Annotated in this window: 23 protein-coding genes; 13 read left to right on the top strand and 10 right to left on the bottom strand. The window is 72.0% G+C overall.

Going from position 1 to position 22,356, the window contains the following annotated elements:
- Positions 1-57: 57 nt before the first annotated feature.
- Both AB0389_RS31780 and AB0389_RS31775 read right to left on the bottom strand, forming a co-directional pair.
- Entirely contained in the window at positions 58-648 is a 591-nt protein-coding gene (locus AB0389_RS31780) for a hypothetical protein (RefSeq protein ID WP_366398985.1), read from the bottom strand.
- Positions 645-1,100 (bottom strand): ATP-binding protein, encoded by a 456-nt coding sequence (locus AB0389_RS31775; protein WP_366398984.1) that lies wholly within the window; start codon positions 1,098-1,100, stop codon positions 645-647. Before AB0389_RS31775 ends, AB0389_RS31780 begins: the two co-directional genes overlap by 4 nt.
- A gap of 233 nt (positions 1,101-1,333) precedes the next feature.
- Between AB0389_RS31775 and AB0389_RS31770 the strand changes: the two genes are divergently transcribed.
- Genes AB0389_RS31770 through AB0389_RS31760 form a run of 3 tightly spaced genes read left to right on the top strand, consistent with a single transcriptional unit; the run spans position 1,334 to position 2,636 of the window.
- On the top strand, positions 1,334-2,212 hold the full coding sequence (locus AB0389_RS31770; protein ID WP_366398983.1) for a helix-turn-helix transcriptional regulator: 879 nt from the start codon (positions 1,334-1,336) through the stop codon (positions 2,210-2,212).
- A 5-nt stretch (positions 2,213-2,217) separates the two neighbouring features.
- The gene (locus AB0389_RS31765; RefSeq protein WP_366398982.1) at positions 2,218-2,433 is read left to right on the top strand and encodes a DUF397 domain-containing protein; all 216 of its coding nucleotides are present in this window, start codon (positions 2,218-2,220) and stop codon (positions 2,431-2,433) included.
- Positions 2,430-2,636: a DUF397 domain-containing protein gene (locus AB0389_RS31760; protein ID WP_366398981.1), complete on the top strand. Its 207-nt coding sequence runs from the start codon at positions 2,430-2,432 to the stop codon at positions 2,634-2,636. Before AB0389_RS31765 ends, AB0389_RS31760 begins: the two co-directional genes overlap by 4 nt.
- A 92-nt stretch (positions 2,637-2,728) precedes the next feature.
- Here AB0389_RS31760 and AB0389_RS31755 read toward each other — a convergent pair whose 3' ends face one another.
- The 5 genes from AB0389_RS31755 to AB0389_RS31735 all read right to left on the bottom strand — a co-directional run bounded on the left by AB0389_RS31755 (position 2,729) and on the right by AB0389_RS31735 (position 6,315).
- On the bottom strand, positions 2,729-3,250 hold the full coding sequence (locus AB0389_RS31755; protein WP_366398980.1) for an N-acetyltransferase: 522 nt from the start codon (positions 3,248-3,250) through the stop codon (positions 2,729-2,731).
- 565 nt (positions 3,251-3,815) lie between these two features.
- Positions 3,816-4,439, bottom strand: a complete 624-nt coding sequence (locus tag AB0389_RS31750) for a DUF6879 family protein (protein WP_366398979.1) — start codon at positions 4,437-4,439, stop codon at positions 3,816-3,818.
- Entirely contained in the window at positions 4,432-4,701 is a 270-nt protein-coding gene (locus AB0389_RS31745) for a hypothetical protein (protein WP_366398978.1), read from the bottom strand. Before AB0389_RS31745 ends, AB0389_RS31750 begins: the two co-directional genes overlap by 8 nt.
- A gap of 272 nt (positions 4,702-4,973) precedes the next feature.
- Positions 4,974-5,696 (bottom strand): AAA family ATPase, encoded by a 723-nt coding sequence (locus tag AB0389_RS31740; RefSeq protein WP_366398977.1) that lies wholly within the window; start codon positions 5,694-5,696, stop codon positions 4,974-4,976.
- A gap of 55 nt (positions 5,697-5,751) precedes the next feature.
- The gene (locus tag AB0389_RS31735; protein ID WP_366398976.1) at positions 5,752-6,315 is read right to left on the bottom strand and encodes an NUDIX domain-containing protein; all 564 of its coding nucleotides are present in this window, start codon (positions 6,313-6,315) and stop codon (positions 5,752-5,754) included.
- A 114-nt stretch (positions 6,316-6,429) separates the two neighbouring features.
- On the opposite strand from AB0389_RS31735, the gene AB0389_RS31730 reads away from it, so the two are divergent.
- Both AB0389_RS31730 and AB0389_RS31725 read left to right on the top strand, forming a co-directional pair.
- Positions 6,430-8,028, top strand: a complete 1,599-nt coding sequence (locus AB0389_RS31730; protein WP_366398975.1) for an FAD-dependent monooxygenase — start codon at positions 6,430-6,432, stop codon at positions 8,026-8,028.
- 33 nt (positions 8,029-8,061) lie between these two features.
- On the top strand, positions 8,062-8,604 hold the full coding sequence (locus AB0389_RS31725) for a DUF6584 family protein (protein WP_366398974.1): 543 nt from the start codon (positions 8,062-8,064) through the stop codon (positions 8,602-8,604).
- Positions 8,605-8,640: 36 nt separating this feature from the next.
- On the opposite strand, the gene AB0389_RS31720 is transcribed toward AB0389_RS31725, so the two are convergent.
- Positions 8,641-9,285, bottom strand: coding sequence for a response regulator transcription factor (locus AB0389_RS31720; RefSeq protein WP_366398973.1), 645 nt, complete (start codon positions 9,283-9,285; stop codon positions 8,641-8,643).
- Positions 9,286-9,288: 3 nt separating this feature from the next.
- Positions 9,289-10,551 (bottom strand): sensor domain-containing protein, encoded by a 1,263-nt coding sequence (locus tag AB0389_RS31715; protein ID WP_366398972.1) that lies wholly within the window; start codon positions 10,549-10,551, stop codon positions 9,289-9,291.
- Positions 10,552-10,696: 145 nt separating this feature from the next.
- On the opposite strand from AB0389_RS31715, the gene AB0389_RS31710 reads away from it, so the two are divergent.
- Entirely contained in the window at positions 10,697-11,533 is an 837-nt protein-coding gene (locus AB0389_RS31710; RefSeq protein ID WP_366398971.1) for an ABC transporter ATP-binding protein, read from the top strand.
- A complete protein-coding gene (locus AB0389_RS31705; RefSeq protein ID WP_366398970.1) occupies positions 11,530-14,163 on the top strand; it encodes an ABC transporter permease in 2,634 nt (877 codons plus the stop codon). The genes AB0389_RS31710 and AB0389_RS31705 overlap by 4 nt, the downstream gene beginning before the upstream one ends.
- A 165-nt stretch (positions 14,164-14,328) precedes the next feature.
- Here the strand turns inward: AB0389_RS31705 and AB0389_RS31700 are convergent, their stop codons facing one another.
- Positions 14,329-15,717 (bottom strand): glycoside hydrolase family 16 protein, encoded by a 1,389-nt coding sequence (locus AB0389_RS31700; protein ID WP_366398998.1) that lies wholly within the window; start codon positions 15,715-15,717, stop codon positions 14,329-14,331.
- A 224-nt stretch (positions 15,718-15,941) separates the two neighbouring features.
- Here AB0389_RS31700 and AB0389_RS31695 point away from each other — a divergent pair, with 224 nt between their 5' ends.
- The 6 genes from AB0389_RS31695 (at position 15,942) to AB0389_RS31670 (ending at position 22,317) form a co-directional block, all read left to right on the top strand.
- A complete protein-coding gene (locus AB0389_RS31695) occupies positions 15,942-16,412 on the top strand; it encodes a MerR family transcriptional regulator (RefSeq protein ID WP_366398969.1) in 471 nt (156 codons plus the stop codon).
- Positions 16,409-16,747, top strand: a complete 339-nt coding sequence (gene trxA, locus AB0389_RS31690) for a thioredoxin (protein ID WP_366398968.1) — start codon at positions 16,409-16,411, stop codon at positions 16,745-16,747. The genes AB0389_RS31695 and trxA overlap by 4 nt, the downstream gene beginning before the upstream one ends.
- Before the next feature lie 177 nt (positions 16,748-16,924).
- A complete protein-coding gene (locus AB0389_RS31685) occupies positions 16,925-17,689 on the top strand; it encodes a DeoR/GlpR family DNA-binding transcription regulator (RefSeq protein ID WP_366398967.1) in 765 nt (254 codons plus the stop codon).
- 155 nt (positions 17,690-17,844) lie between these two features.
- Complete coding sequence (locus tag AB0389_RS31680; RefSeq protein ID WP_366398966.1) at positions 17,845-19,317, top strand: amino acid permease; 1,473 nt, start codon at positions 17,845-17,847, stop codon at positions 19,315-19,317.
- Positions 19,314-20,750, top strand: a complete 1,437-nt coding sequence (locus tag AB0389_RS31675; protein WP_366398965.1) for an FGGY family carbohydrate kinase — start codon at positions 19,314-19,316, stop codon at positions 20,748-20,750. Before AB0389_RS31680 ends, AB0389_RS31675 begins: the two co-directional genes overlap by 4 nt.
- Positions 20,743-22,317 carry an NAD(P)/FAD-dependent oxidoreductase gene (locus tag AB0389_RS31670; RefSeq protein WP_366398964.1) on the top strand — a complete coding sequence of 525 codons (1,575 nt, stop codon included), beginning with the start codon at positions 20,743-20,745 and terminating at the stop codon, positions 22,315-22,317. The genes AB0389_RS31675 and AB0389_RS31670 overlap by 8 nt, the downstream gene beginning before the upstream one ends.
- The last annotated feature ends 39 nt before the right edge of the window (positions 22,318-22,356 follow it).

Below are 22,356 nucleotides of genomic sequence, written 5' to 3'. Positions count from 1 at the left end.
GGGAGCCGCCGACCGAGGTGATCGCCAGGACGTAGAGGGCCTGGGCCTTGAACGGGGTCAACGGGGCGGCTCCTGTGTCCTCGGGTGCGCGGGAAGCACCGCCCCGCGCTGAAGCACCCCGCGCTGCACCAGCGCCGCGATGTCGCGCGTGGTGACGGCCAGCGCGCGCATCAGCTCGTACGCGTGGAGGGGCGGCGGCGCGGTGTCCTGGCCGTCCCAGTCCCGGCAGAGGGTGAGTAGCCGATGCGCGTCGCGGTGGAGGGCGTGGCTCTCGGGGGTGACGGACTCGTCGTGGCCGCTGAGCAGACGTTCCAGATGGCCACGCAGCTTGAACGTGGTGATGTCGACCCACGCGCGCTCGGGCAGGTCGATCCGGAGCGCGAGCGCGGCCGTGACGGTGTGCGAGAGGGTCGCGAAGTCGATGGGGTGGGCGTCGACTGTGGCGTTCGAGTCGGTTGTCGCACTCGGCGGGCTCGGGCTGGGGATGGGGATGGGGCTGGGGATGCTGGGGCCCGGCCGCGAACCCGCATCGGCGGGCGGCCGGCGGCTCAGCGCGGCGAGGAGACGGCGCAGCGTCCCCGCGTCCGTGGCGAAGCGGAGCGGGCGGCGGGCCCAATGCGAGCCGGGTACGCGGCGGTTGGCGGTCACGCGGTCGGCACCTCCCGCGCCGCGTTCACCGCGACCGTGCACCACGTACGCGTCCCCCGACGCCCCCAGCTCCGCGCGAGCGTGTCCACCAGGAACATCCCCCGCCCGCTCTCCTCGTCCACCCCGGCCCGCCGGACGGCCACGCGCGCGGGCGACCGGTCGTCCACCTCGATCCGTACGGTGTCGAGTTGGTCGTACGACAGTGAGAACCGGACACGGTCGCCGCCCCCGTGCACCACGGCGTTCGTGACGATCTCGCTGATCAGCAGCTGTACGGTCTCGACGGCCTCGTCCCCCATGTCCCCCTGCCGCAGCAGCGCCCCGGCCGCGCGACGGGTCTGCTCGACGCGGCGGGCGTGCGGGGCGAAGGACATGGTGAGGCGCAGGGCGATGTCCCGTATCCCGACGGGGGCGGGTGGGGCGGGTGTTGTGGTGTGCGTCGAGAGTGGCATCGCGGTCCTTACCGGTCGATCTCCGTGCTCACGCAAAGCGCTGTTGTGACTGCGCTGCGTGAGTTGCGGGTATAGCCTCGCACCAGGGCGATGGCCTCGGAAGTGTTCTGATGGAAGTGCGCTAGCAAGTTCCGTCGCGAATCCCCGCCCGTTCGCGGGTCGTTCGCCATGCGGCGGAAGCTCCCGCTGCGACGCAGAACGTTCCGCTGATCAGTGCTTAGAGAGGGCAGCAGATGATGACGGACACTCAGGCGGCCACACCTACGCTGTGTCGGCTGCAGCTCGGCAGCGAGCTGCGCCAGATCCGGATGAGCGCCGGGCTCACTTCAACTCAGGTGGTGAGGAAGCTCCTTTGGAGCCCGTCCAAGCTGACCAGGCTGGAGACGGGAGACAACGCGACGGTTGAGCCGTCCGACATCATGGCGCTCTGCCAGGTCTACGGGGTGGACGAGAACACGGCCGAGCAGCTGAAGGAGTACGCGGCGATCACCAAGACAAAGCAGGAATGGTGGCAGTCGACAACGTTCCGCCCCATCATCAGTGCCGGTACCAGGGCGATTCTCGGCCTGGAGTCATCGGCATCGACGGTGCACACGTATCAGTCCGAGTATGTGCCGGGCTTGCTGCAGACGGAGGAGTACGTGCGTGTGATCCATCAGCACGCCAAGGGCGATCGTCCTGATGAGGAGATTGACCGCATCGTCGAGTTGCGGATGACGCGGCAGGAGGCCTTGCGCCGTGAACAACCGTTGAAGTATGTAGCAGTCATCAGCGAAGCCGTGCTCCACCGCCGGGTGGGAGGCGCGGCGGTCATGAGGGCGCAGCTCGCGCGCATTATTGAGGCCGCTTCCGCGTCCAACGTAAAGGTGCAGATCGTTCCCTTCGCGGCAGGCGTCCACCGAGGGATGAACGGCTCTTTCACCACCTTTCAGTTCCGGGATCGGGCAGCCCTCAAGCCCATAGTCCATCTGGAGCATCTGGCAGATCACTGGGTGATGCGCCGCGAGGCAGACGTCGAGCTGTATGAGGACGTGTTCAACGAACTGCAGGCTGTGTCTCCAGGCCCGCAGGAGTCCCTCAAGCTGATCGAGAGAGTAATGAAGGAGCTCTGATTCCGATGACGAAGACTCCCGGACTGACCAGCATCGACTGGTTCAAGTCCAGCTATTGCAACGATCACGTTGGCGACTGTGTTGAAGGCGGTCTCCTCGCTGATGGAGCCATGGCCGTCCGCGATTCCAAGGTCCCTGCCGGCCCCGCCCTTGTTCTGGCCGGGGCCTCTTGGGCGGCTTTCGTGGACGCTCTCGGCGAAGGAGGGCTGAACGCGAAGTGATTGACGCGGACTGGTTCAAGTCCAGCCACAGCAACGACCAGGGCAACGCGTGCGTCGAGGGCGCCCGCCTCGCGGGCGGCGCCATCGCCGTCCGCGACTCCAAGCACCCCCAAGGCCCCGCCTTCGTCTTCGCCGCGCCCGCGTGGGCCGCCTTCGTCGGCGGCATCGACGCGCTCGCGCTCGCCGGCGGAACGCACCCGTAGGCCCCGCGTCGTACGACCCGACCGGGTGTGCCGGGGCGCTGTGATGGCCCCGGCACGCCCAGTTGGGCACTGCGGCTAGTGTGGGAGGGGCACTAGATACCGAACGGCGCCGCGTAGCGGACGGTGCCGCTGGGCAGCGGGTGGGTGGCGTCGAGGGTGAGGGCCATCATGGCCTCGTCCGGGACGTCGATGGTGAGCCCGATGCCGTGGGCGGACGCGCGGGTGAAGCCGAACCGCGGGTAGTACGCCGGGTGACCGAGGACGGTGACGAAACGCTCGCCCATGTCCGCGGCGGCCCGCAGCGCGGTACGGATGGCCGCCGAACCGGCGCCGGTCCCCTGGTACTCGGGCAGGACGGCGACGGGGGCCAGGCAGAGGGCCGGGGTGTCGCCGATGTGGCAGCGGGTCAGCAGCGCGTGGCCGACGGGCCTGTCGTTCGCGTCAGCGGCGACGGTGACGATGGACAGCCCGTCGATCCACGAGGGGTCGGCGCGCAGCGCGTCGACCAGGTCGGCCTCGTTGGAGGTTTCGAACGCCGCCAGGACGATGTCGTGGATGGCGGGGATGTCGGCGCCGGTCTCGGCGCGGGTGGTCCAGTTGATGTTGATGCTCATCGTGGCGTGAGATCCGTTTCGTGGTTGTTCGTGTGAGGTGTGAGAGGGGTGGTTGCCCTGCGGGCCGCACGCTCCGGTGAGGAGCGAGGGGCCGCGGGCGACCACGGACGAAGGTCAGGCCGCGGCCCGGGGCGTGAGGGAGATCCGGGCAGTGCGCATGGCAGCGGCCTTCCGCGCGGTCATCAACCTCACCTCCCTGCTTTCTCCGTCTGATCACACACGAACGTCATGCACCCTACTACTCACCCAGCTGCTCCGCCAGGAATTCTTCCCAAGTCCGCTTACCCGCGACGGCGTTCCGGAGCGACAGGTTGTCGGCTGCCCGGTCGGGAACCCGGCCAGCCGGCTTGCCCAAAGCACCGCGTTTGACGAAGGTGTTCACGTCGGCCGGGAGCTGGCGGGGGACGGGCCCCGATGGCCCCGGGGCGGCGACATGGTGGAAGTGGATGTCACCCGTGACGCTCCCGGCTTGTACGACATCGCGAGATGACCCGGAGAGGTCGTTCTGCGAGTCTCCGGGTCGCCTGTTGCCCTCTGTAGGCACGTCGGTCGATGCGTCCTGCCGTCAGGCCGCGGGCGGCGGCGGGAGATCGGCCACGGCACGGCCGAAGTACGCCTGGACGTCCTCCGCAGCCGCGTACATCTCCCGCAGATACTCCGCCCAGTTCCTCACGGTGCCGGTATCGGTGAAGCGAATCGCCCCGTCCGGCTGACCGGCAGCGGTGTACAGCACACGGTAGAGAACCCGATCGTCCAGCAGCGTCAACTCCGGCAACGGCACACCGCCCTCCGCCGCTGCGACCGCGGAAGCGGGCAGGACACGAACGGAATGCCCGCACTCCGCGCTCAGTCGCAGCCAGTGCAGCTCCCACTGCACATACGGCGTCAGCGGCTCCTCAACCACACGAATACGATGAAAGACCGCCCCTCGCGACACTTCATCCCTGGCCTTTCGGACCAAGGCGTCACGGTCGGCCTCGAACAGCCGCAACACTGCCGGCCAGTCCCCCTGACGCAGCGCCTCCCGGCTGTCGTCGTTCGTCTCCTCGAAGTGCTGCAAGCGCTCCAGCTTCCAGGACTCCCCATCGCGGATCGCCGCGCGCCGCTCCCGGAAGTCCCGCTTGTAGTCCTTGCTTGTGAGCCGCTCACCCAGTTCGTCCGGGAGCCCAGGAGCGAGGAGATCAAGCATCGGGAATGTCCGCCTTCGCCGCGCTCAGCATGTTGCCCGGGATGACGACCAACCGCTCGTCCGGCCTCAGGTTCACCTCGCCCGGCAGGCGCGACCGGTAGTGCGCGGTGAGATCGCGGCCGATCACGGCAACGTCACCGTTGCTCAGCTGCCAGATGTCCGGGCACTCGTCGTCGTCCTTGGAGTTGCCCAGCTCCGCCGCCGACTTACCGAGGCGCTTGACGAATAACGCAGACGGATCAGCTTCCCATGCGCGGGCCACGACTGCCTCCAGTATCCACAACATCACTGACCGTGTTCCCAACAGTACCGGGCACACCTGGATGCGTACATCAGGAAAAGCGCCGGTTCACGCAGCGCTCCGCCAGCAGATGTCCTGAGCTGTCGCGCAATGCCGCACGGGCGATCCGAGTCATACAGATGATGGGACGCGACCCCCTGCGTCGACGGCATCCGAACCGGGGCTGCCCGGACGTCGCAGGGAGTGATCGCCTGATCCCGGCGCCCGCGCTGCCTCTCCGGGGGCGGCGCGGGCTACGGTTCGACGATGTGCCGCAGATACGCCTGCGGGTCGGCGAGATAGCGGCGCCAGTGGTCCACGACGCCCAGCTCCCGCCAGGCCGCCCTTCGCATGCCGTGTTCGCCGACCTCGATGATGTCCGCGTCCGGGAGAGCGGTCAGCAGTGGGGAGTGTGTGGCGCAGATGACCTGGCTGCCGTCCTTGGCCAACCGGTCGATGTGGCCGATCAGTTCGAGGCAGGAGGAGAAGGAGAGTGCCGCCTCCGGCTCGTCGAGGACGTAGAGCCCGGGGTGCTGGAACTTTCCCCGGAACGCGGCGAGGAAGCCCTCGCCGTGGCTGACCGAGTCCGGCGAGAAGCCCTCCCGGTCCAGGGCGTCCATCGCGGTCTCCGCCCGCAGGAAGAAGCCTTTGCGCGCCGACCAGTTGGTGACCATACGGCGCCCGCGCGGGGTCGCGTCGAACTTCATCAGCTCGCCGAGCGCGGACTTGTCGCGCGGCGAGGCGTAGCGCCAGTCGTGGGAGCCGCCGTACGAATCCAGTCCGAAGCCCTCGGCCAGCGCCTCGACCAGGGTCGACTTCCCCGAGCCGTTCTCACCGACCAGGAAGGTCACGGGCGCGGTGAAGCGCAGCCCCTCTTCGAGTAACTGCCGGACGCACGGCACCGACCAGGGCCAGGCGGCGTCCTCGGCGTGCGGGTTCTGTGGGGAGAGATGGGCATACGCGCGTTCGACGATCACCCGGCCAGTGTCCCTCAGGGCGAGGCTCAGGACGATGCCCAGGACGGGGCGGCGGTCAGTGGTGCCAGGGAAGCCGTACGGGCGTGACGGGAACGCGGCCGGCGATCAGCGTGGCCACCAAATCGGCCAGGCCGAAGGGGTAGACGGGCTCGCCGCCCCGGTCCTCGTTGCCCCGGCCCTCGTCGCCCCGGCCCTCGCTGCTCCTGCCTGCGGCGAGTTCGTCCAGGGACCACCAGTGGTGCCCCGCGTGGAGTGCGCGTTCGTCCGCGAGCTGTCCGCTGATGTCGACGTCGTGGGTGGTGACCCGGTAGTGGAAGAAGCTGTCCTGGAAGATCCCCGCGGCCCAGCCGAGGTCCGCGTATCCGGAGGTCTCCGCGATCACCGGGCCGAGGGCGCCGGGCGCGACGGACAGCCCCGTCTCCTCGCGCAGCTCGCGCGCCGCCGCCCCGGCCAGGGTCTCGCCGTCCTCGACGCCGCCGCCCGGGGTGCACCAGCCGTGGCCCCGCTCGGGGGCGTCCGCGGCGACGAGGAACTTGAGGAGCAGGACACGGTCCGCCGCGTCGAGCAGGACGACTCGGGCGGACCGACGGCGGGGACGGTGACTCTCCTGACCGGTCATCCCCGCATGCTATCGCTCCGCGTTCGGGTCGGGGGTGCGGTCGCCGGGAGGCCCTAGGGTGGCGTGGGCGGGGGCGATCCCGTACCGGAGACGCGTGTGCGGGAGGTGGCTGTCGTGGCCGATGTGATCGTCGTGGGTGCCGGGCCCAGCGGGTTGCTGCTCGCGGGGGATCTCGCGGCGGCCGGGCACTCCGTGACGCTGGTCGAGCGCCGCGCGGAGCGCGTGGGCAATCTGACGCGGGCTCTGGTCGTCCACGCGCGGACGCTGGAGCTGCTGGACGCGCGCGGGCTGGCCGACGAGCTGGTGGCGTGCGGGAATCCCGTACGGAAGGCGCGGCTGCCGGGAGGCGGGGCGCTCGATCTGTCGCGGCTGCGCAGCCGGTTCCCGTTCATCCTGGTCGTCGGGCAGTACGAGGTGGAGCGGCTCCTCGAACGGCGGGCGCGGGAGGCGGGGGTGGGCTTTCTGTACGGGACGGAGGTGACCGGGCTCCGGCAGGACGCCGACGGGGTGGAGGTCGACGTCGTGGCGGACGGCGTGGCGGACGCCGACGCGGGCGGCGAGGCCGGGGCGGGCGCGGGCGCCGGGCCCGGGCTCCGTAGCCGTACGCTCCTCGCCTCCTACGTCGTCGGTGCCGACGGGGCGTCCAGCGTCGTACGGCGCTCCCTCGGGCTGCCGTTCCCCGGTTCCGCCGTGATCCGCTCCATGGTGCTGGCCGACGTCCGGCTGGCCGAGGCGCCGCCCGCGCCGATCCTCGCCGACGCCGGTGCCGACGGCGGTACGTTCGCGCTGATCGCCACGTTCGGCGACGGCTGGTACCGCGTCATGAGCTGGAGCCGCGACCGCCAGTTGCCCGACAGTGCGCCCGCCGGCCTCGACGAGGTACGGGAGAACGCCCGGCGGGCGCTCGGGTCCGACTACGGCATGCACAGTCCGCGCTGGATCTCGCGCTTCCACAGCGACGAACGGCAGGCGCCGCACTACCGGGTGGGGCGCGTCTTCCTCGCCGGGGACGCCGCGCACGTCCACTCCCCGGCGGGCGGCCTGGGCATGAACACCGGCCTCCAGGACGGCGCCAACCTGAGCTGGAAGCTCTCGGCCGTGCTCGGCGGGCGCGCCGGCGGCAGGGTCCTCGGCGACGCGCTGCTCGACACGTACGAGAGCGAGCGCCACCCCGTCGGCGCGGCGGCGCTCCGCGCCAGCGGGGCCATCATCCGGCTCGCCCTGACGCGGTGGGGTCCGCTGCGGGGGCCGCTGACGGCCGGGGCCCGGCTGGTCGCCCACGTCCACCCGCTGACCGACCGCGCGGTGACCACGGTCTCCGGCATCGGCATCGCGTACCCGGCGCCGCGCGGCACACACCCGCTGACCGGCCGGCGCGCCCCCGATCTGGTGCTGCGCCCGGGGCGGGGGCCCGCCGCGTCCCCCGGCCGGCTCTACGAGGCGCTGCGCGCCGGGCGGTTCGTCCTGGTGGGGCCCGCCGGGAACACCACCGTACGGGCGTCGGTCCTGGCGTCCACGGGGGCCGACGGGCCGGTGCTGTACGCCGAGTCCGCCCGTAACTCCCGCCGCACGCTGCTGATCCGCCCCGACGGCTACATCGCCTGGGCCGTCGACCACCCCGACCCGGCCGGCCTGCGACGGGCCCTCGCCGAGTGGGGCCTGCGGCGGGATCCGTCGGCGGGGGCCCCGGCGCCCGGCGGCGAAAACCCCTAGGTCCGCTCCGGTTCCGTCCACGACCATGGGCGCATGACACTGACACGGACCCTGGCACGGGCCGACGCGGATCTGGCCGCCGGACGGATCCCCGTGGCGCGCCAGCGGCTGCGCGGGCTCGTCGTCTCCTTTCCCGCCGAACTGGCGCCGCGCCGCAGGCTGGCCGAGGTCTACCGGCGGTACGGGGACGCGGCCGAAGCCGGCCGGTGGGCGTACCTCGAAGAGGACCGGGACGAGACCGAGACCGCCGCCTTCGAGGCCCGCTACCGGGACCCCGTGCTCCGTATGCGGGCTCTCGCCTGGGCCGGGCCCGAGTCGCTCGCCGGATCCGCCGTCGCCGCCGAGCGGCTGGCGACGGTCCGGGCCGCGTGTTCGGACGCAGTCGGACGCCCCGTCGAGTGGGGCGCCGTGCCGCGTATCTGGCACGAAAGGCACGGCGAGGGCGGGCAAGCGGCGGAGGGCCCGCTCCTGCGGTTCATGGAGAACGCCGGGTGCTTGCTGGCAACGTGCCTCATGGTGGGGATCTGGCTGGCGGGCCTCATCAGCCTCATTGATCTCTTCGGCCTCTTCGGCTGACGCCGACGGGCGCCGGCACCGTATCTCACACCGAGCTCACGCCTTCAGATACGCCAGCACCGCCAGTACCCGGCGGTGGCCCGCGTCCGTTGTGGGCAGGCTCAGTTTGCTGAAGATGTTGCCGATGTGTTTGTGCACCGCGCCGCTGCTCACGGTGAGCAGGCCGGCGATCGTCGCGTTGGAGTGGCCCTCCGCCATCAGGCCGAGCACCTCGCGCTCCCGGGGTGTCAGGCTGAGCAGTGGGTCGTCGGTCCTTCGGCGGAGCAGTAGTTGGGCGACGACCTCCGGGTCCATCGCGGTGCCGCCGTCGGCCACCCGGTCCAGGGCGTCGAGGAAGTCGGTGACCTTGCCGACGCGTTCCTTGAGCAGGTAGCCCACCCCGCCCGCGCCGTCGGCCAGCAGTTCGGTGGCGTAGCTGTCCTCGACGTGTGCCGAGAGGACGAGGACCGCGAGACCCGGCCGGCGCCTTCGCGCCTCGACGGCGGCGCGCAGGCCCTCGTCGCGGTAGGTGGGGGGCATCCGGACGTCCACCACCGCGACGTCCGGGCGGTCGGCCTCGATGGCGGCGAGCAGGTCGACGGGGTTGTCGACGGCGGAGGTGACCTCCATGCCCTCGGCGCGCAGGAGATGGGTCAGGCCCGCTCGCAGCAGGGCGTCGTCCTCGGCGATGACGATGCGCACGGCTCATACTCCTAGGGGGATGTCGGCCCGCAGGACCGTGGGTCCGCCGGGTGGGCTGTCGAGCCGGGTCGTGCCGTCGAAAGCGGCGACGCGGCGCTGGATCCCGACCACGCCGGAGCCCCGTGCCGCGTCCGCGCCGCCGTGGCCGTCGTCGGTGATCTCGACGGTGAGGCGGTCGGCGTCGGTGTGCAGGGACACGGTGATCCGCGCGGCCCCGCTGTGCTTGACGGCGTTGGTGAGCGCCTCGGCCACCACGAAGTAGGCCGCCGCCTCCACGGCGGCGGGCGCGCGGGGCAGTTCCTCGTCCGCCGTCAGGGTGCACGGGATCGCGCTGTGCGCCGCCAGCGCCGCCACCGCGCCGCGCAGGCCCCGGTCGGTGAGCACGGGCGGGTAGATCTGCCGTACCACCTCGCGCAGTTCGCTGAGCGCGTCGGTGGCCGCGTCCTGCGCGGTGAGGATCATCGGCAGCGCCGATTCGGGGTCGCGGCGCAGCGCGCGCTCCACCATGCCCAGGTGCATGACGACCGCGACGATACGGTTCTGCGTGCCGTCGTGGAGGCTGCGCTCGATCCGGCGCAGCTCGGTGCCGTGCGCTTCGAGCGCGGCGGCCCTGGTGGCGGTGACCTCGGCGAGGCGCTCGACGAGGGTCGGCTTCGGCGGGGCCAGCCGCGCCGCCGAGGTCCGCGCGTACCACCGGGCCAGCGGGGGTGTCAGGACCACGCCGGCCAGGGCGTATCCGGCGGCGGTCGCCAGCGCGAGGCCCGCGCCGCCCCACGACCCCACCGGCTGGTCGAGCGTCGTGGCGGCCGAGGGGAGGTACGGCCAGAGGGCGGCGACCACCAGGTTCTGTACGGCACCGGTGAGCGACGCCACCGGCACCAGCCCGGTGAGCAGGCCGAGCGTGGCATGGAGCGTCAGCCAGCTCACGTCCCGTCGTGTGTCAGGACTTGTCAGTACGGTCCCGATGTCGTCGTCGCCTGCGGCCGGTTGGCCTCGCGGGCCCGGGATCGTCGTATCCAGGTAACGGCCGGTACGGCGGCGTTCGTACGCAGCCAGTCGGCTGGCGCCCCGTGCCGTGCGCGGCAGCAGTGGCAGGGTGACGATCGGCGCGATGCTCATCATCAGCCCGATCAGCAGGAACCACGCGGTCAGACCGGTGCACACGCCGACCGCGAGAAACCTCAACTCGGGTGTTCGTAGGCGCAGTCGGAGGCGTAGTCGGAAGCGCAGCCGGCGTCGCGGCCGGGCCGATCCGTGGTCTGTCACTCGGTCCGCTCCCTGGCCGTGGCGGAGCCCGATGGTAGAGCGGACTCCACCCTCGATCATGGCATGTACGGGATGGTTCGGGCCAACGCCTCCGGCCTACCTTCGCTCCATAGAACCCAGCGGTGCGGTGGCGAAGGAGCGGATCATGGCGGCAGGGCCGGTACCGGCAGTGGAGCGGGCAGCGGAGCGGACGGTGACCGACGCCGGCGCGTCCGGCTTCGCCGTCCGGCTGGAGGACGCCACCGCGGTCTACGGAACGGGCGCCGCCGCCGTCACCGCCCTGCACGGGGTGAGCGCCGGTATCCCGCGCGGCGCGTTCACCGCCGTGATGGGCCCCTCAGGGTCCGGCAAGAGCACCTTCCTGCACCTCGCGGCCGGTCTCGACCGGCCCGCCTCCGGCCGGGTGCTGCTCGGGGACACCGATCTGAGTGGGATGTCGGAGACGGCCCTGACCGAGCTGCGACGCGAGCGGATCGGCTTCGTCTTCCAGGCGTACAACCTGATCCCCGCGCTCAGCGTCCTCGACAACATCACCCTGCCGCTGCGCTTCGCTCGGCGGCCCGTCGACCCGGAGTGGCTGGCCGGGATCGCGGGCAAGGTCGGGATCGACGGACTGCTGGGGCGGCGCCCCGGCGAGCTGTCCGGCGGCCAGCAGCAGCGGGTGGCGATCGCCCGCGCCCTGGTGACCAGGCCCGATGTGGTCTTCGCTGACGAGCCGACCGGCGCGCTCGACACCGGGACGGGCGCCCAGGTGCTGGGGCTGCTGCGCGGGCTGGTCCACTCGCTCGGCCAGACGGTCGTGATGGTCACCCACGACCCGGTCGCCGCGTCCTACGCCCACTCCGTGATGTTCCTCGCCGACGGCCGGATCGTCGGCCGGCTCGACGCCCCGACCGCGGAGTCCGTGGCCGCGCGGATGACTGGGCTGGCCACGCGGATGACCGGGTCGGCCACGCGGATGACCGGGCCGGGGGAGCGATGAGCGCCCTGTCCTTCGCCGCGCAGTCGATCCGCGCCCGCCGCGCCGAGTTCATCGCGTCGTTCCTCGCGGTGCTCGGCGGCGCCATCCTGGTGACCGCCTGCGGGGTGCTGCTGGAGTCGGGCCTCTTCGCCGGGATCGCGCCGCAGCGGTACGCGGCCGTCCCGGTCGTGGTCGGCGCCCGGCAGTCGGTCGTCGTGCCGGAGGCCGACGGGCCGGACAGCGTCGAGCCGCTGCCCGAGCGGGCGATGCTCCCCGCCGGACTGGTCGGGAAGATCGCCGCCGTCCCCGGCGTCCGGAGCGCCGTCGGCGAGGTCAGCTTTCCGGCGACGGTCGTGACGGAGGACGGCGGGGTGGTGGGCGCGCCCGGCGGCGGGCAGACGCTGGGCCACGGCTGGGGTTCGGCGCGGCTCACACCGTTCGCGCTGCGCTCGGGCCGGGCCCCGCGCCTGCCCGGCGAGGTGGTGCTCGACGCGGGGACCGCCGCGCGGGCGGGCGCGGACGTCGGGGCGCGGATACGGATCGCGACGGCCGAGGGCGCCGTACCGTACCGGGTCGTGGGTCTGGCGACCCCGCCGGACGGCCGGGCGCTGCCGCGTCAGGCCGCCCTGTTCTTCACCGACGCGCGGGCCCGCGAACTCTCCGGGCACCCGCACGAGTTCGCGGCCATCGGCGTCTTCACCGATCCCGGCGTGGAGACCGGCGGCGCGGCCGGGATGGCCGGGTTCGTACGGTCGCTGACCGCGTCCGACACGGCCGTCACCCGTATCGAACGCGCCCTCGCGGACCAGGGGTACGGCGAGCGGGCGGTGGTACGGGCCGGTGACGCGCGCGGCGAGGTCGAGTTCCTCGGGGCGGAGCGGTCGCGCACCGTGCTGTCGGTCGTGTCGGGTTCGTTCTCCGGCTTCGTGCTGATGATCGTCGTCCTGGTGGTGGCGGGCACCCTGTCGCTGATGGTCCATCAGAGGCGGCGTGAGATAGCCCTGTTGCGCGCCGTGGCGGCCACCCCGCGCCAGGTGCACCGGATGCTCGCCACCGAGACACTGCTGGTGTCGGGCGTGGCGGCGCTGCTCGGTGTCGGGCCCGGCTATCTCGCCGCGCGGCTGCTGCGCGACGCCTTCGCACGGATCGGTGTGATCGAGGAGGGCTTCGCGCTCTCCGTCGGCCCGGTGCCCGGCGCGGTCGCGGTGCTGCTGTGCCTGGGTGCCGCGCGGCTCGCGGTGTGGGCGGCGGCCAGGCGGCAGGTGCGGGTGCGGCCGGTGGAGGCGCTGCGCGAGTCCGCCGTCGAGACGGCCGAGCTGGGGCGCGGCCGGATCGCCGGCGGGTACGTGATGGTGAGCCTGGCGCTGACCGGCGTGGCGGCCGTACCGTTCCTGCCGCCGAATCTCGCCGTGCTGCCCGCCGGGCTCTCCTCGATGCTCGCCCTGATCGGCGTCGCGATGCTCGGCCCCCGGCTGATGGCCGCGCTCACCCGGCTCGGCGGCGCGCTGCTGCCGGGCGGTGCGGCGGGGTACCTCGCGGCGGCCAACAGCCGCGCCGGCGCGCGGCGGCTGGCGTCGGCCGTCATCCCGCTCGTCCTGACGATCGGCTTCGCGACCAGCCAGTTCTACAGCCAGACCACCCTGGCCGAGGCGGTACGTCACCAGGGACGCGCGGCGACGGTCGCCGACTTCGTGGTCGCCGGGGCGGGCGGCGGCATCGCGCCCTCGGTCGCCGGGGCCGCCCGCGAGGTGCCCGGTGTCGCGGCGACGACCCCGCTGGTCGGCACGGAGGTCGTCGCCGTCGGGCGGACCCTCCTCGACGAACCGCTCTCACGGTCCACGGCCTTCGGCATCGACGCCACCGGACTCACCGGAACACTCGACCTCCCCGTCGCCTCGGGGCGGCTGGGCGATCTACGCGGCGACACTGTCGCGCTCAGCGAGACCGAGGCGCGCTACCTCGGCAAGCGCGTCGGGGACCGCGTCGCGCTCGTCCTGGGCGACGGGACCCGCGCCAGGCCCCGCGTCGTCGCCGTGTACCGCCCCAACCTGGGCTTCGGCGATGTGCTGCTGCCCGCCGCCACGGTGCTGCCGCACACCACCGACCGGCTCGCCGATGTCGTACTCGTCGCCCTGGCACCCGGCGCGGACCGCGCGGCCGTCGCCGCCGGGCTGGGCGCGCTGGCGCGGGACCACCCGGGGCTGGCCGTCGGTGACCGCGCGTCGCTGCTCGTCGCGCAGGACCACGAGACGAAGGCGAACGCCTGGCTGAACCGGCTCCTGCTCGGGGTGCTGCTGGCGTACGTGGCGCTGTCGGTGGCCACCACCCTCGTCACCGTCACCACCGGCCGCGCCCGCGAACTCGCGCTGCTGCGGCTGGTGGGCGGCACCCGCCGCCAGGTGGCCCGCATGCTGGCCGTCGAGACGGCGCTCCTGTCGGGCATCGCGGTGGCGCTCGGCACCCTGGTGGCCGCCGTACCGCTGGTGGTGCTGGCCCTGTCCCTCACCGGCACACCGCTGCCGGCCGGGCCGCCGTGGGTGTACGCGGCGATCGTGGCGGCGGCGGTGCTGACGGCCGCGCTGTCGATCCGTATCCCGGCGCGCGGGGTGCTGGCGGCGCGGCCCCTGGAGGCGATGCGGTCGCGCGAGTGACGCGCCCGGCCCGGGACAGGGGCTGCCCGGCCCGGGACAGGGGACTGCCCGGGACAGGGGACAGGGGACTGCCCGGGCCGGGAACCGCCCGGCCCGGGGCAGGGGACACGGGACAGGGGGCTGACCCGGGCCGGGAACCGCCCGGCCCGGGTCAGCCCCGCGCGGTCAGTCGAACGGGATGCGCACCACCGACTGGTTGCCGGTGCCCAGTGTGCTGGCGCCGCCGCCGATGGCGTTCCACACCTCGATGCGGACCTTGCCGTTGACGAGGTTGCCGTGGGATCCGGTGGACGACTTGAGGCCCTGGGCCTGGGTGTAGTGCTCGTAGCCGGCGACCGGGTCCGTGGCGAAGTACTGGTAGGTCTCCGTCCGGTCCCAGACGCCGTCGCTCGTACGGTCGTAACTCACCCTGACCTGCTGCCCGTTGCCGATGGTCGTGCCCGCGTCGACGAAGAGGTCGAACTGGGTGGCGCCGCCGTTGTACGTACGGGTGATGCCGCTGGAGGTGAAGACCTGCGGGTTGGTCGGCGTGCCGTCGTGGTTGACACCGCCCGCCGAGGCGAGCGTCACGGACGAGGCCGATCCCGAGGAGTTGCCGAGCGCGGCGCCGGGCAGCGCGTAGAGGGTGGACGAGCCGGTCGGCGGCGGGGTGGTGGTGCCGCCGCCGCGGGTCCACACGCCGACGTAGTCGACCAGCATGGAGTGGCCGGATACGGTCGCGGCGGTCGGCGTCGGGCCGCCGAGCGCGTCGGGGAAGGCGCCGCCGATCGCCAGGTTGAGCAGGAGGAAGTACCCGGCGTGGTCCGTCATGCTCGTCCAGGTCGCGGCGTCCATCTGGTCCTGGCGGACGGAGTGGTACTGCTGGTCGTCCACGTACCAGCGCAGCTCGTTCGGGGTGACCGAGCGGTCCCACTCGAACCGGTAGGTGTGGAACGCCGACTGGCAGGTCGACCCGGGGCAGGCGCGGCTGGCGCCGATGCCGGTGGTCTCGTTGCAGGGGCCGCCCGGGTTGACGCCGCAGTGCAGCACGCCCCAGACGGAGTTGAGGCCGTTGACGTTCTCCATGATGTCGAACTCGCCTATCGCGGGCCAGTTCCAGTAGTTGCCGCGGTACGGCGCGCCCAGGGCCCAGAAGGCCGGCCAGTAGCCGGCCGCCGCGGCGCCGGTGACGTTCGGCATCTGGATGCGGCTCTCGATCCGCAGGGTGCCGCCCGCCGGGGCCTTGAAGTCGGCGCGCTTGGACTCGATCCGGCCGGAGGTCCAGGCGCCCGCGCTGTCCCTGAGCGCGGTGATGCGGAGGTTGCCGTTGCCGTCGAGGCTCAGGTTGTCGGGGCTCGCGGTGTAGTTCTGGATCTCCCCCGTCCCCCAGTTGGCGGGTCCGCCGGGGTAGCTGTGGCCGGTGTCCGTCTGCCAGTTGGCGGCGGACGGGAGGGAGCGGTTGGCGCCGTCGAAGTCGTCGCTCCACTGGAGGTCCCAGCCGGGCACGGTCGGTACGGCCCCCTGCGCGGTCCCGGCGCCGCCGAGCCCGACGAGCCCGGCGAGGGCGACGGTCAGCGCGAGGGCGGCGGCGAGGAAGGGCGTGCGGTGGGGGGTGGAGCGTGGGCGTTCGGTACGGGTCGTTCTCACGGGGGGAACACCTCCGGTGCGGTACGGATGGTGCAGAAGACTGTTCAAGAGTCTTTGAGAGCGCTCTCAACCAGTCTTGTAGCGGTAGCACGGCCACCCGTCAATGGGTGGGGCTTGCCTTGACGCGGACGTCAACGCCTACCGTCGACGACATGCGCATCGGCGAACTGGCGCAGCGTGCCGGGACGACCACCCGCACGCTGCGGTACTACGAGTCACGGGGGCTGCTGCCCGCACGCCGTGCGGTCAACGGCTACCGCACGTACGACGAGAGCGATCTGCGGCTGCTCCGGCAGATCAGGACCCTTCAGGACTTCGGGTTCGAGCTGGAGGAGACGCGGCCGTTCGTGGAGTGCCTGCGCGCCGGGCACCCGGCCGGGGACTCCTGTCCGGCCTCGCTCGCCGTCTACCGCCGCAAGCTGACCGAGCTGGACGGCCTGATCGGCCAGCTCCGTTCGGTACGGACCCAGGTCGCCGGACAGCTGGCGCAGGCGGAGGCGTTCAGGGCGGTGGCACCGGGCGCGGATGCGCTCGACACGGCGGCGGAACCACTGTGCGAGATGACCGCCGTTGTGGAGAGGAACCGGGAAGTGGAAGCCGAAGGGGAAGGGAAAGCGGAATGATCAGGATCGAGGGCGTCGACTCCGTGACGGACGCCGATTTCGAGGACCAGGTGCTGCGGGCGGGCGAGCTGCCCGTCCTGGTGGAGTTCACCGCCGACTGGTGCCCGCCGTGCCGGCAGATCGCGCCCGTACTGAGCGCCGTCGCGGAGGAGCAGCGCGACCGGATCAGGATCGTCCAGCTCGACGTGGACAGCAATCCGGAGACGACGACGCGCTACGGCGTCCTGTCGATGCCCACGCTGATGGTGTTCCGGGCGGGCGAGCCCGTGAAGTCGATGGTCGGCGCGCGGGCGAAGCGCACGCTGCTGCGGGAGCTGGAGGACGTGCTCGACTGAAGCCGGAACGTCCGTGTTTGCGTGGTGGCGGGATCCCTCAGGGGTCCCGCCTTCGTGCGTGCGTTATTAATTCATGGTTACGAGGTTTGACGGGGCTCCTGTGACTCTTGACGCGGTACTTACAAGCATCCACACTCCTCCTCATGAACGGTCAAGAATCCACAGAACCGGGCGCCGATGCTCCCCGCTGAACGGCATCGCCGTATCTGTGAGGCCCTGCGCGAGCAGCGGATCGTCTCTACCGAGGACTTCTCCCGGATGCTCGACGTCTCCCAGGAAACCGTCCGCCGCGACCTCGTGACCCTGGAGCGCCGCGGACTGCTCGTGCGGGTGCACGGCGGGGCGACCAACACGCCGGGCGGCTTCGGTGAGGAGGCTCCGTTCGACGAGCGCTCCGGGATGGACCGGGGCGCGAAGGTCGCCATCGGGGTGGCCGCGGCGGCGCTGGTGCGGCCCGGCCAGACCGTGGTGATCGACGTGGGGACGACGGCGGTGGAGGTGGCCCGCGCGCTGCCCGCCGACTACCGGGGCACCGTCGCGACCTGCTCCCTGCTGGTCGCAGCCGAACTCTCCACCCGGCCCCATGTGGAGGTCCTGGTGAGCGGCGGACGGCTGCGCTCCGGCGATCTGGTGCTCTCGAACGCGCAGACCATGGCGTTCTTCGCGGATCTCCGCGCCGATGTGGCGTTCCTCGGCTCCGGTGGGGTGGACGCCTCGGCGGGACTGACCGATTTCCATCTGGACGAGGTGGCCACCCGGCGGCTGATCCTCGCCAACACCGTCCGCTCCTACATCCTGGCGGACGCCACCAAATTCGGCCGGGTCGCCCCGCATCGCGTGTGCGGCCTGGAGGAGGTCGACGGGCTGATCACCGATGCCCGCCCGTCCCCGACGCTGGAGTCGGGCGTGGAGCGCTCGGGCGGCGTGGTCGTCGTCGCGTAAGAAGAAAGTGGTCAGGCGACGCGGCTACGTCACCTGACCATGATCGAAAAACCCTGCAATTCACCGCATAGGAGTCGATCGTGACCCAGTCTTCCACACCGTCTGAAAATACGACGGTTAACCCACCTGTTTCGGACATACCCCCAAGTAAGGGCGTGGACGGCACCGCGGGCGCGGGCGGCGCCGACGAAGGCACCGCCACCGTCGCCGCCGGCTACAAGCCCCAGTTCGCCCGGACGCTCAGCCGCTTCGAGTCCTTCGCGGTCGCGTTCTCCTTCATCTCCATCACCACCGGCCTCTTCACCACCTACGGCACCGTGCTCGGCTCCGCGGGCCCCGCCGGTATCTGGACCTGGCCGCTGGTCACCCTCGGCACCGTCCTGGTGGCGCTCGTCTACGGCATGCTCGCCAGCCGTATCCCGATCTCCGGCTACAGCTACCAGTGGGCCAGCCGGCTCGCCTCGCCGGTGCTCGGCTGGTGGTTCGGCTGGGTGTCGTTCGCGTTCCTCGCGATCGTCGTGGTCGCCGTCGACTACGGGCTCACCCAGGTCGCGCTCTTCCCGCTGCTCGACATCACGTACACCGCGACCGGCGGCGCCGTCGGCACCGTCATCGTGCTGCTGCTCCAGATGGCCCTGATCATCTGGTCCACCCCCATCACCACCAAGATCAACAACCTGGCGGTGGGCGCCGAGATCATCGTCATGATCGGCCTCACCGTGCTGATCGCCGGCGCCGTCCTCTTCTTCGGCAAGGGCGACTGGAGCAACCTCGGTTCGTACGGCACGATCTCCGGCGACGGGTACTACGGATTCCTCGGCCCGTTCATGCTCTCCGCACTGCTCGGCGCCTTCACCCTGGTCGGCTGGGAGTCGGCCGCCAACCTCGCCGAGGAGACCCACAACCCGAAGAAGGTCGTCCCGCAGGCCATGGTCCGCGCGATCCTGCTCAGCGGCGGCATCGGGATGCTCTTCCTCATCGTGATCACCGCGGGCGCCGGCAAGAACGTCGCCGCGCTCACCAAGGACTCGGCGCCCGTCGCCTCCATCATCGAGTCGACCGTCGGCAGCGCCGTCGCGACCGCCATGCTGGTCGTCGTCTGCATCGCCATCTTCGCCTGCGGCCTGGTCATCATGGTCAGCAACAGCCGCCTCGTGCACTCGATGGCCCGTGACGGCCGCGTACCGTTCGCCGAGACCCTCAGCAAGGTGCCGCGTCCCACCGGCGGCCCGACCTTCGCCACGCTGACCGTCGCCCTCGCCTCCATCGGCATCGTCACCCTCTTCGCGGGCAACGAGGACGCGCTGCCGCAGCTGCTCGGCGCCGGCACCCTGATGCCCGCCATCCTGTACGCGGGCACGGTCGTCCTCTTTATCGCCACCCGCAGCAAGTACACCCCCGCCGAGGACGACTTCCAGCTCGGCAAGTGGGAGAAGCCCGTGGTCATCGGTGCCTCGCTCTGGCTGATCACCGAACTCTGCATCTTCATGATCCCGTCGGACTTCCGCGGCGCCCAGCAGTACGCGCTGGCCACCCTGGTCGTCGGCGGTGTCCTCTTCGCCGTCGTCTGGTTCACGCGCAGGGAGCAGCTCGTGTCGCAGCCCAGCCTGGAGGTCGAAGAGCGGTGACCGTCCTCACCATCGACCAGGGCACCTCGGGGACCAAGGCCCTCGTCGTCGACCCGGTGGACGGGGTGGTCGCCGTCGCCGAGGTGCCCGTCACCCCGGTCTATCTGCCGGGTGGCGGGGTCGAACAGGACCCCGAACAGCTGCTGGCCTCCGTCCTGGAGGCCGGCCGGCTGGCCCTGGAACGGGCCGGCGGCCGGACCGTACAGGCCGTCGCCCTCGCCAACCAGGGCGAGACCGTCCTCGCCTGGGACCGGCGCACCGGCAGGCCGCTCTCGCAGGCGATCGTCTGGCAGGACCGCAGGTCGGAGCCGCTCTGTACGGCCCTGGCCGACGACAAGGCGTGGGTCGCGGAGCGTACGGGGCTGGTCCTCGACCCGTACTTCTCGGCGCCCAAGATGGCCTGGCTGCGCGCGAACGTCACCCGGGGCGGGGTGGTCACCACCACCGACACCTGGCTCGTCCAGCAGCTCACCGGCGCGTTCGTCACCGACGCGTCCACCGCCAGCCGCTCGCTGCTGCTCTCCCTCGACTCCGTCGACTGGGACCCGGAGCTGACCGCGCTGTTCGGGCTGGACGGCGAGGAGCTGCCCCGGATCGTCGCCTGCGACGAGATCGTCGGCACGACCACCGCGTTCGGCGGGGTGCTGCCGGTCGCCGGGCTCGTCGTCGACCAGCAGGCGGCCCTCCTCGCCGAGGGCTGCTTCACCCCCGGCACCGCCAAGTGCACGTACGGCACAGGGGCGTTCCTCCTCGCCAACACCGGCGACAAGGCGCTGCGCTCCACCTCGGGACTCACCTCCTCGGTGGCCTGGCGGGCCCGCGGCGAGACCCCGTACTGCGTCGACGGCCAGGTGTACACGGCCGCCTCCGCCGTACGGTGGCTCCAGGACCTGGGCTTCGTCGACACCGCCGCCGATCTGGACCGTACGGCCGCGAGCGACCCGGAGGGCGTGCTGTTCGTCCCGGCGCTGGCCGGCCTCGCGGCCCCCTGGTGGCGGCCCGACGCCACGGCGGCGCTCACCGGAATGACGCTCTCCACCCGCCGCGAGCACCTGGTGCTCGCGGTGCTCCAGGGCATCGCCGCGCAGGTCGCGGAGCTGGCCGGGCTGGTCGCGAGCGACCTCGGCGCGCCGCTGACCCGGCTGCGCGCCGACGGCGGGCTCACCCGGAGCCGGGTGCTGATGCAGGCTCAGGCCGACCTGGCGCAGATCCCGGTGGACGTCTACCCGTCGCAGCACGCCACCGCGCTCGGCGCCGCCGCCCTCGCGCGGCTCGCGATCGAGCCGGAGCTGGGCCTCGAAGAGGCGGTACCGGCGTGGACGCCCGGCGTCACCTTCGAACCGCTCTGGTCCGAAGACCGGGCCCAGGACCACCGCGCCCGCTGGCGTGCGGCGGTGGACGCAACACTCCCGCAGGAGGAGCCGCATGACTGACCACAGCCCGCCCGCCGGCCCCGTCGCCCGGGAGGAGGTGAACGAGCAGGCGAACGAGCAGGTGAACGAGAAGGCAGACGCGCGGACGGACGAGAAGGCAGACGCGCGGACGGACGCGCAGGCCGCCGGGAGCGCGTACGACAAGGTGTACGACGTGGCCGTGATCGGCGCCGGGGTCGTGGGCTCGGCGATCGCCAGGGACCTGTCGGGACACGACCTGTCCGTGGTCCTCCTCGACGCCCGCGACGACGTCGGCGACGGCACCAGCAAGGCCAACACCGCCATCCTGCACACCGGATTCGACGCCAAGCCAGGCACCCTCGAATCCCGGCTGGTCCGGCGGGGGTACGAGCTGCTCTCCGCGTACGCCGACGACACCGGCATCCCCATGGAGCGCACCGGCGCCCTCCTCGTCGCCTGGACCCAGGAGGAGCTCGACGCCCTCCCCGGGCTGCGCGAGAAGGCCGTCGCCAACGGCTACGAGCACTGCGAACCCGTCAGCGCCGAGGAGGTCTACCGGCAGGTCCCGGCCCTCGGGCCCGGCGCCCTCGGCGGCCTCACCGTCCCAGACGAGTCGATCATCTGCACCTGGACCACCACCCTCGCGCTGGCCACCGACGCCACGGCCCGCGGCACGACCGTGCTCCTCGGCCACCGGGTGAACGCCGTCGAGGGCGCGGACGCGGGTACGGAGACGGACGCGAATACGGAGACGGACACCACCACGCTGCGCACCTCGCGCGGCTCCGTCACCGCCCGCTGGGTCGTCAACGCGGCCGGACTCGGCGCCGACGTGCTGGACGGCCTCTTCGGCCACCGGCGCTTCACCGTCACCCCGCGCCGCGGCGAACTCCTCGTCTACGACAAGCTCGCCAGGCCGCTCGCGGACCGTATCGTGCTGCCCGTGCCCAGCTCGCTCGGCAAGGGCGTACTGATCAGCCCCACCATCTACGGCAACGTGATGCTCGGCCCCACCGCCGAGGACCTCACCGACCGTACGGACACGGGCACTTCGGAGTCCGGCTTCGACTTCCTCCTCGCCAAGGGCGCGCGGCTGATGCCCACGCTCCTGGAGGAGGAGGTCACCGCCTCGTACGCCGGACTGCGCGCCGCCATCGACCACGGCGACTATCTGATCGAGCCCAGCCCCGAGCAGCGCTATCTGCTGGTCGGCGGCATCCGCTCCACCGGACTCACCGCGTCGATCGCGATCGCCGAGTACGTCCGGGGCGTCCTCGCCGAGGCCGGGCTCAAACTGGAGCCGCGCCTCGACCTGCCGGAGCCGCCGCGCATGCCCAACCTGGGCGAGGCGTACCTCCGTCCGTACCAGGACGCCGCGTTGATCGCCGAGGACAGCGCCTACGGGCGGATCGTCTGCTTCTGCGAGCGGGTCACCGAGGGAGAGATCCGCGACGCGTACCTCTCCCCGCTGCCGCCCGCCGGACTCGACGGGCTGCGCCGCCGCACCCGGGCGATGAACGGGCGCTGCCAGGGCTTCTACTGCGGAGCCCGGGTCGACGCCCTGATGGCCACCAAGGGCGGCACCTGTCAGGAGGCAGCCAAGTGAGCACGTCCCCCACCCCCGGGGCCGCCGACTACGAGGCGC

This window comes from Streptomyces sp. NPDC093109, from assembly GCF_040701725.1.
Lineage (GTDB): Bacteria > Actinomycetota > Actinomycetes > Streptomycetales > Streptomycetaceae > Streptomyces.
Note: the sequence above shows the minus strand (reverse complement) of the source record. Positions and strands in the feature narration are given on the sequence as shown.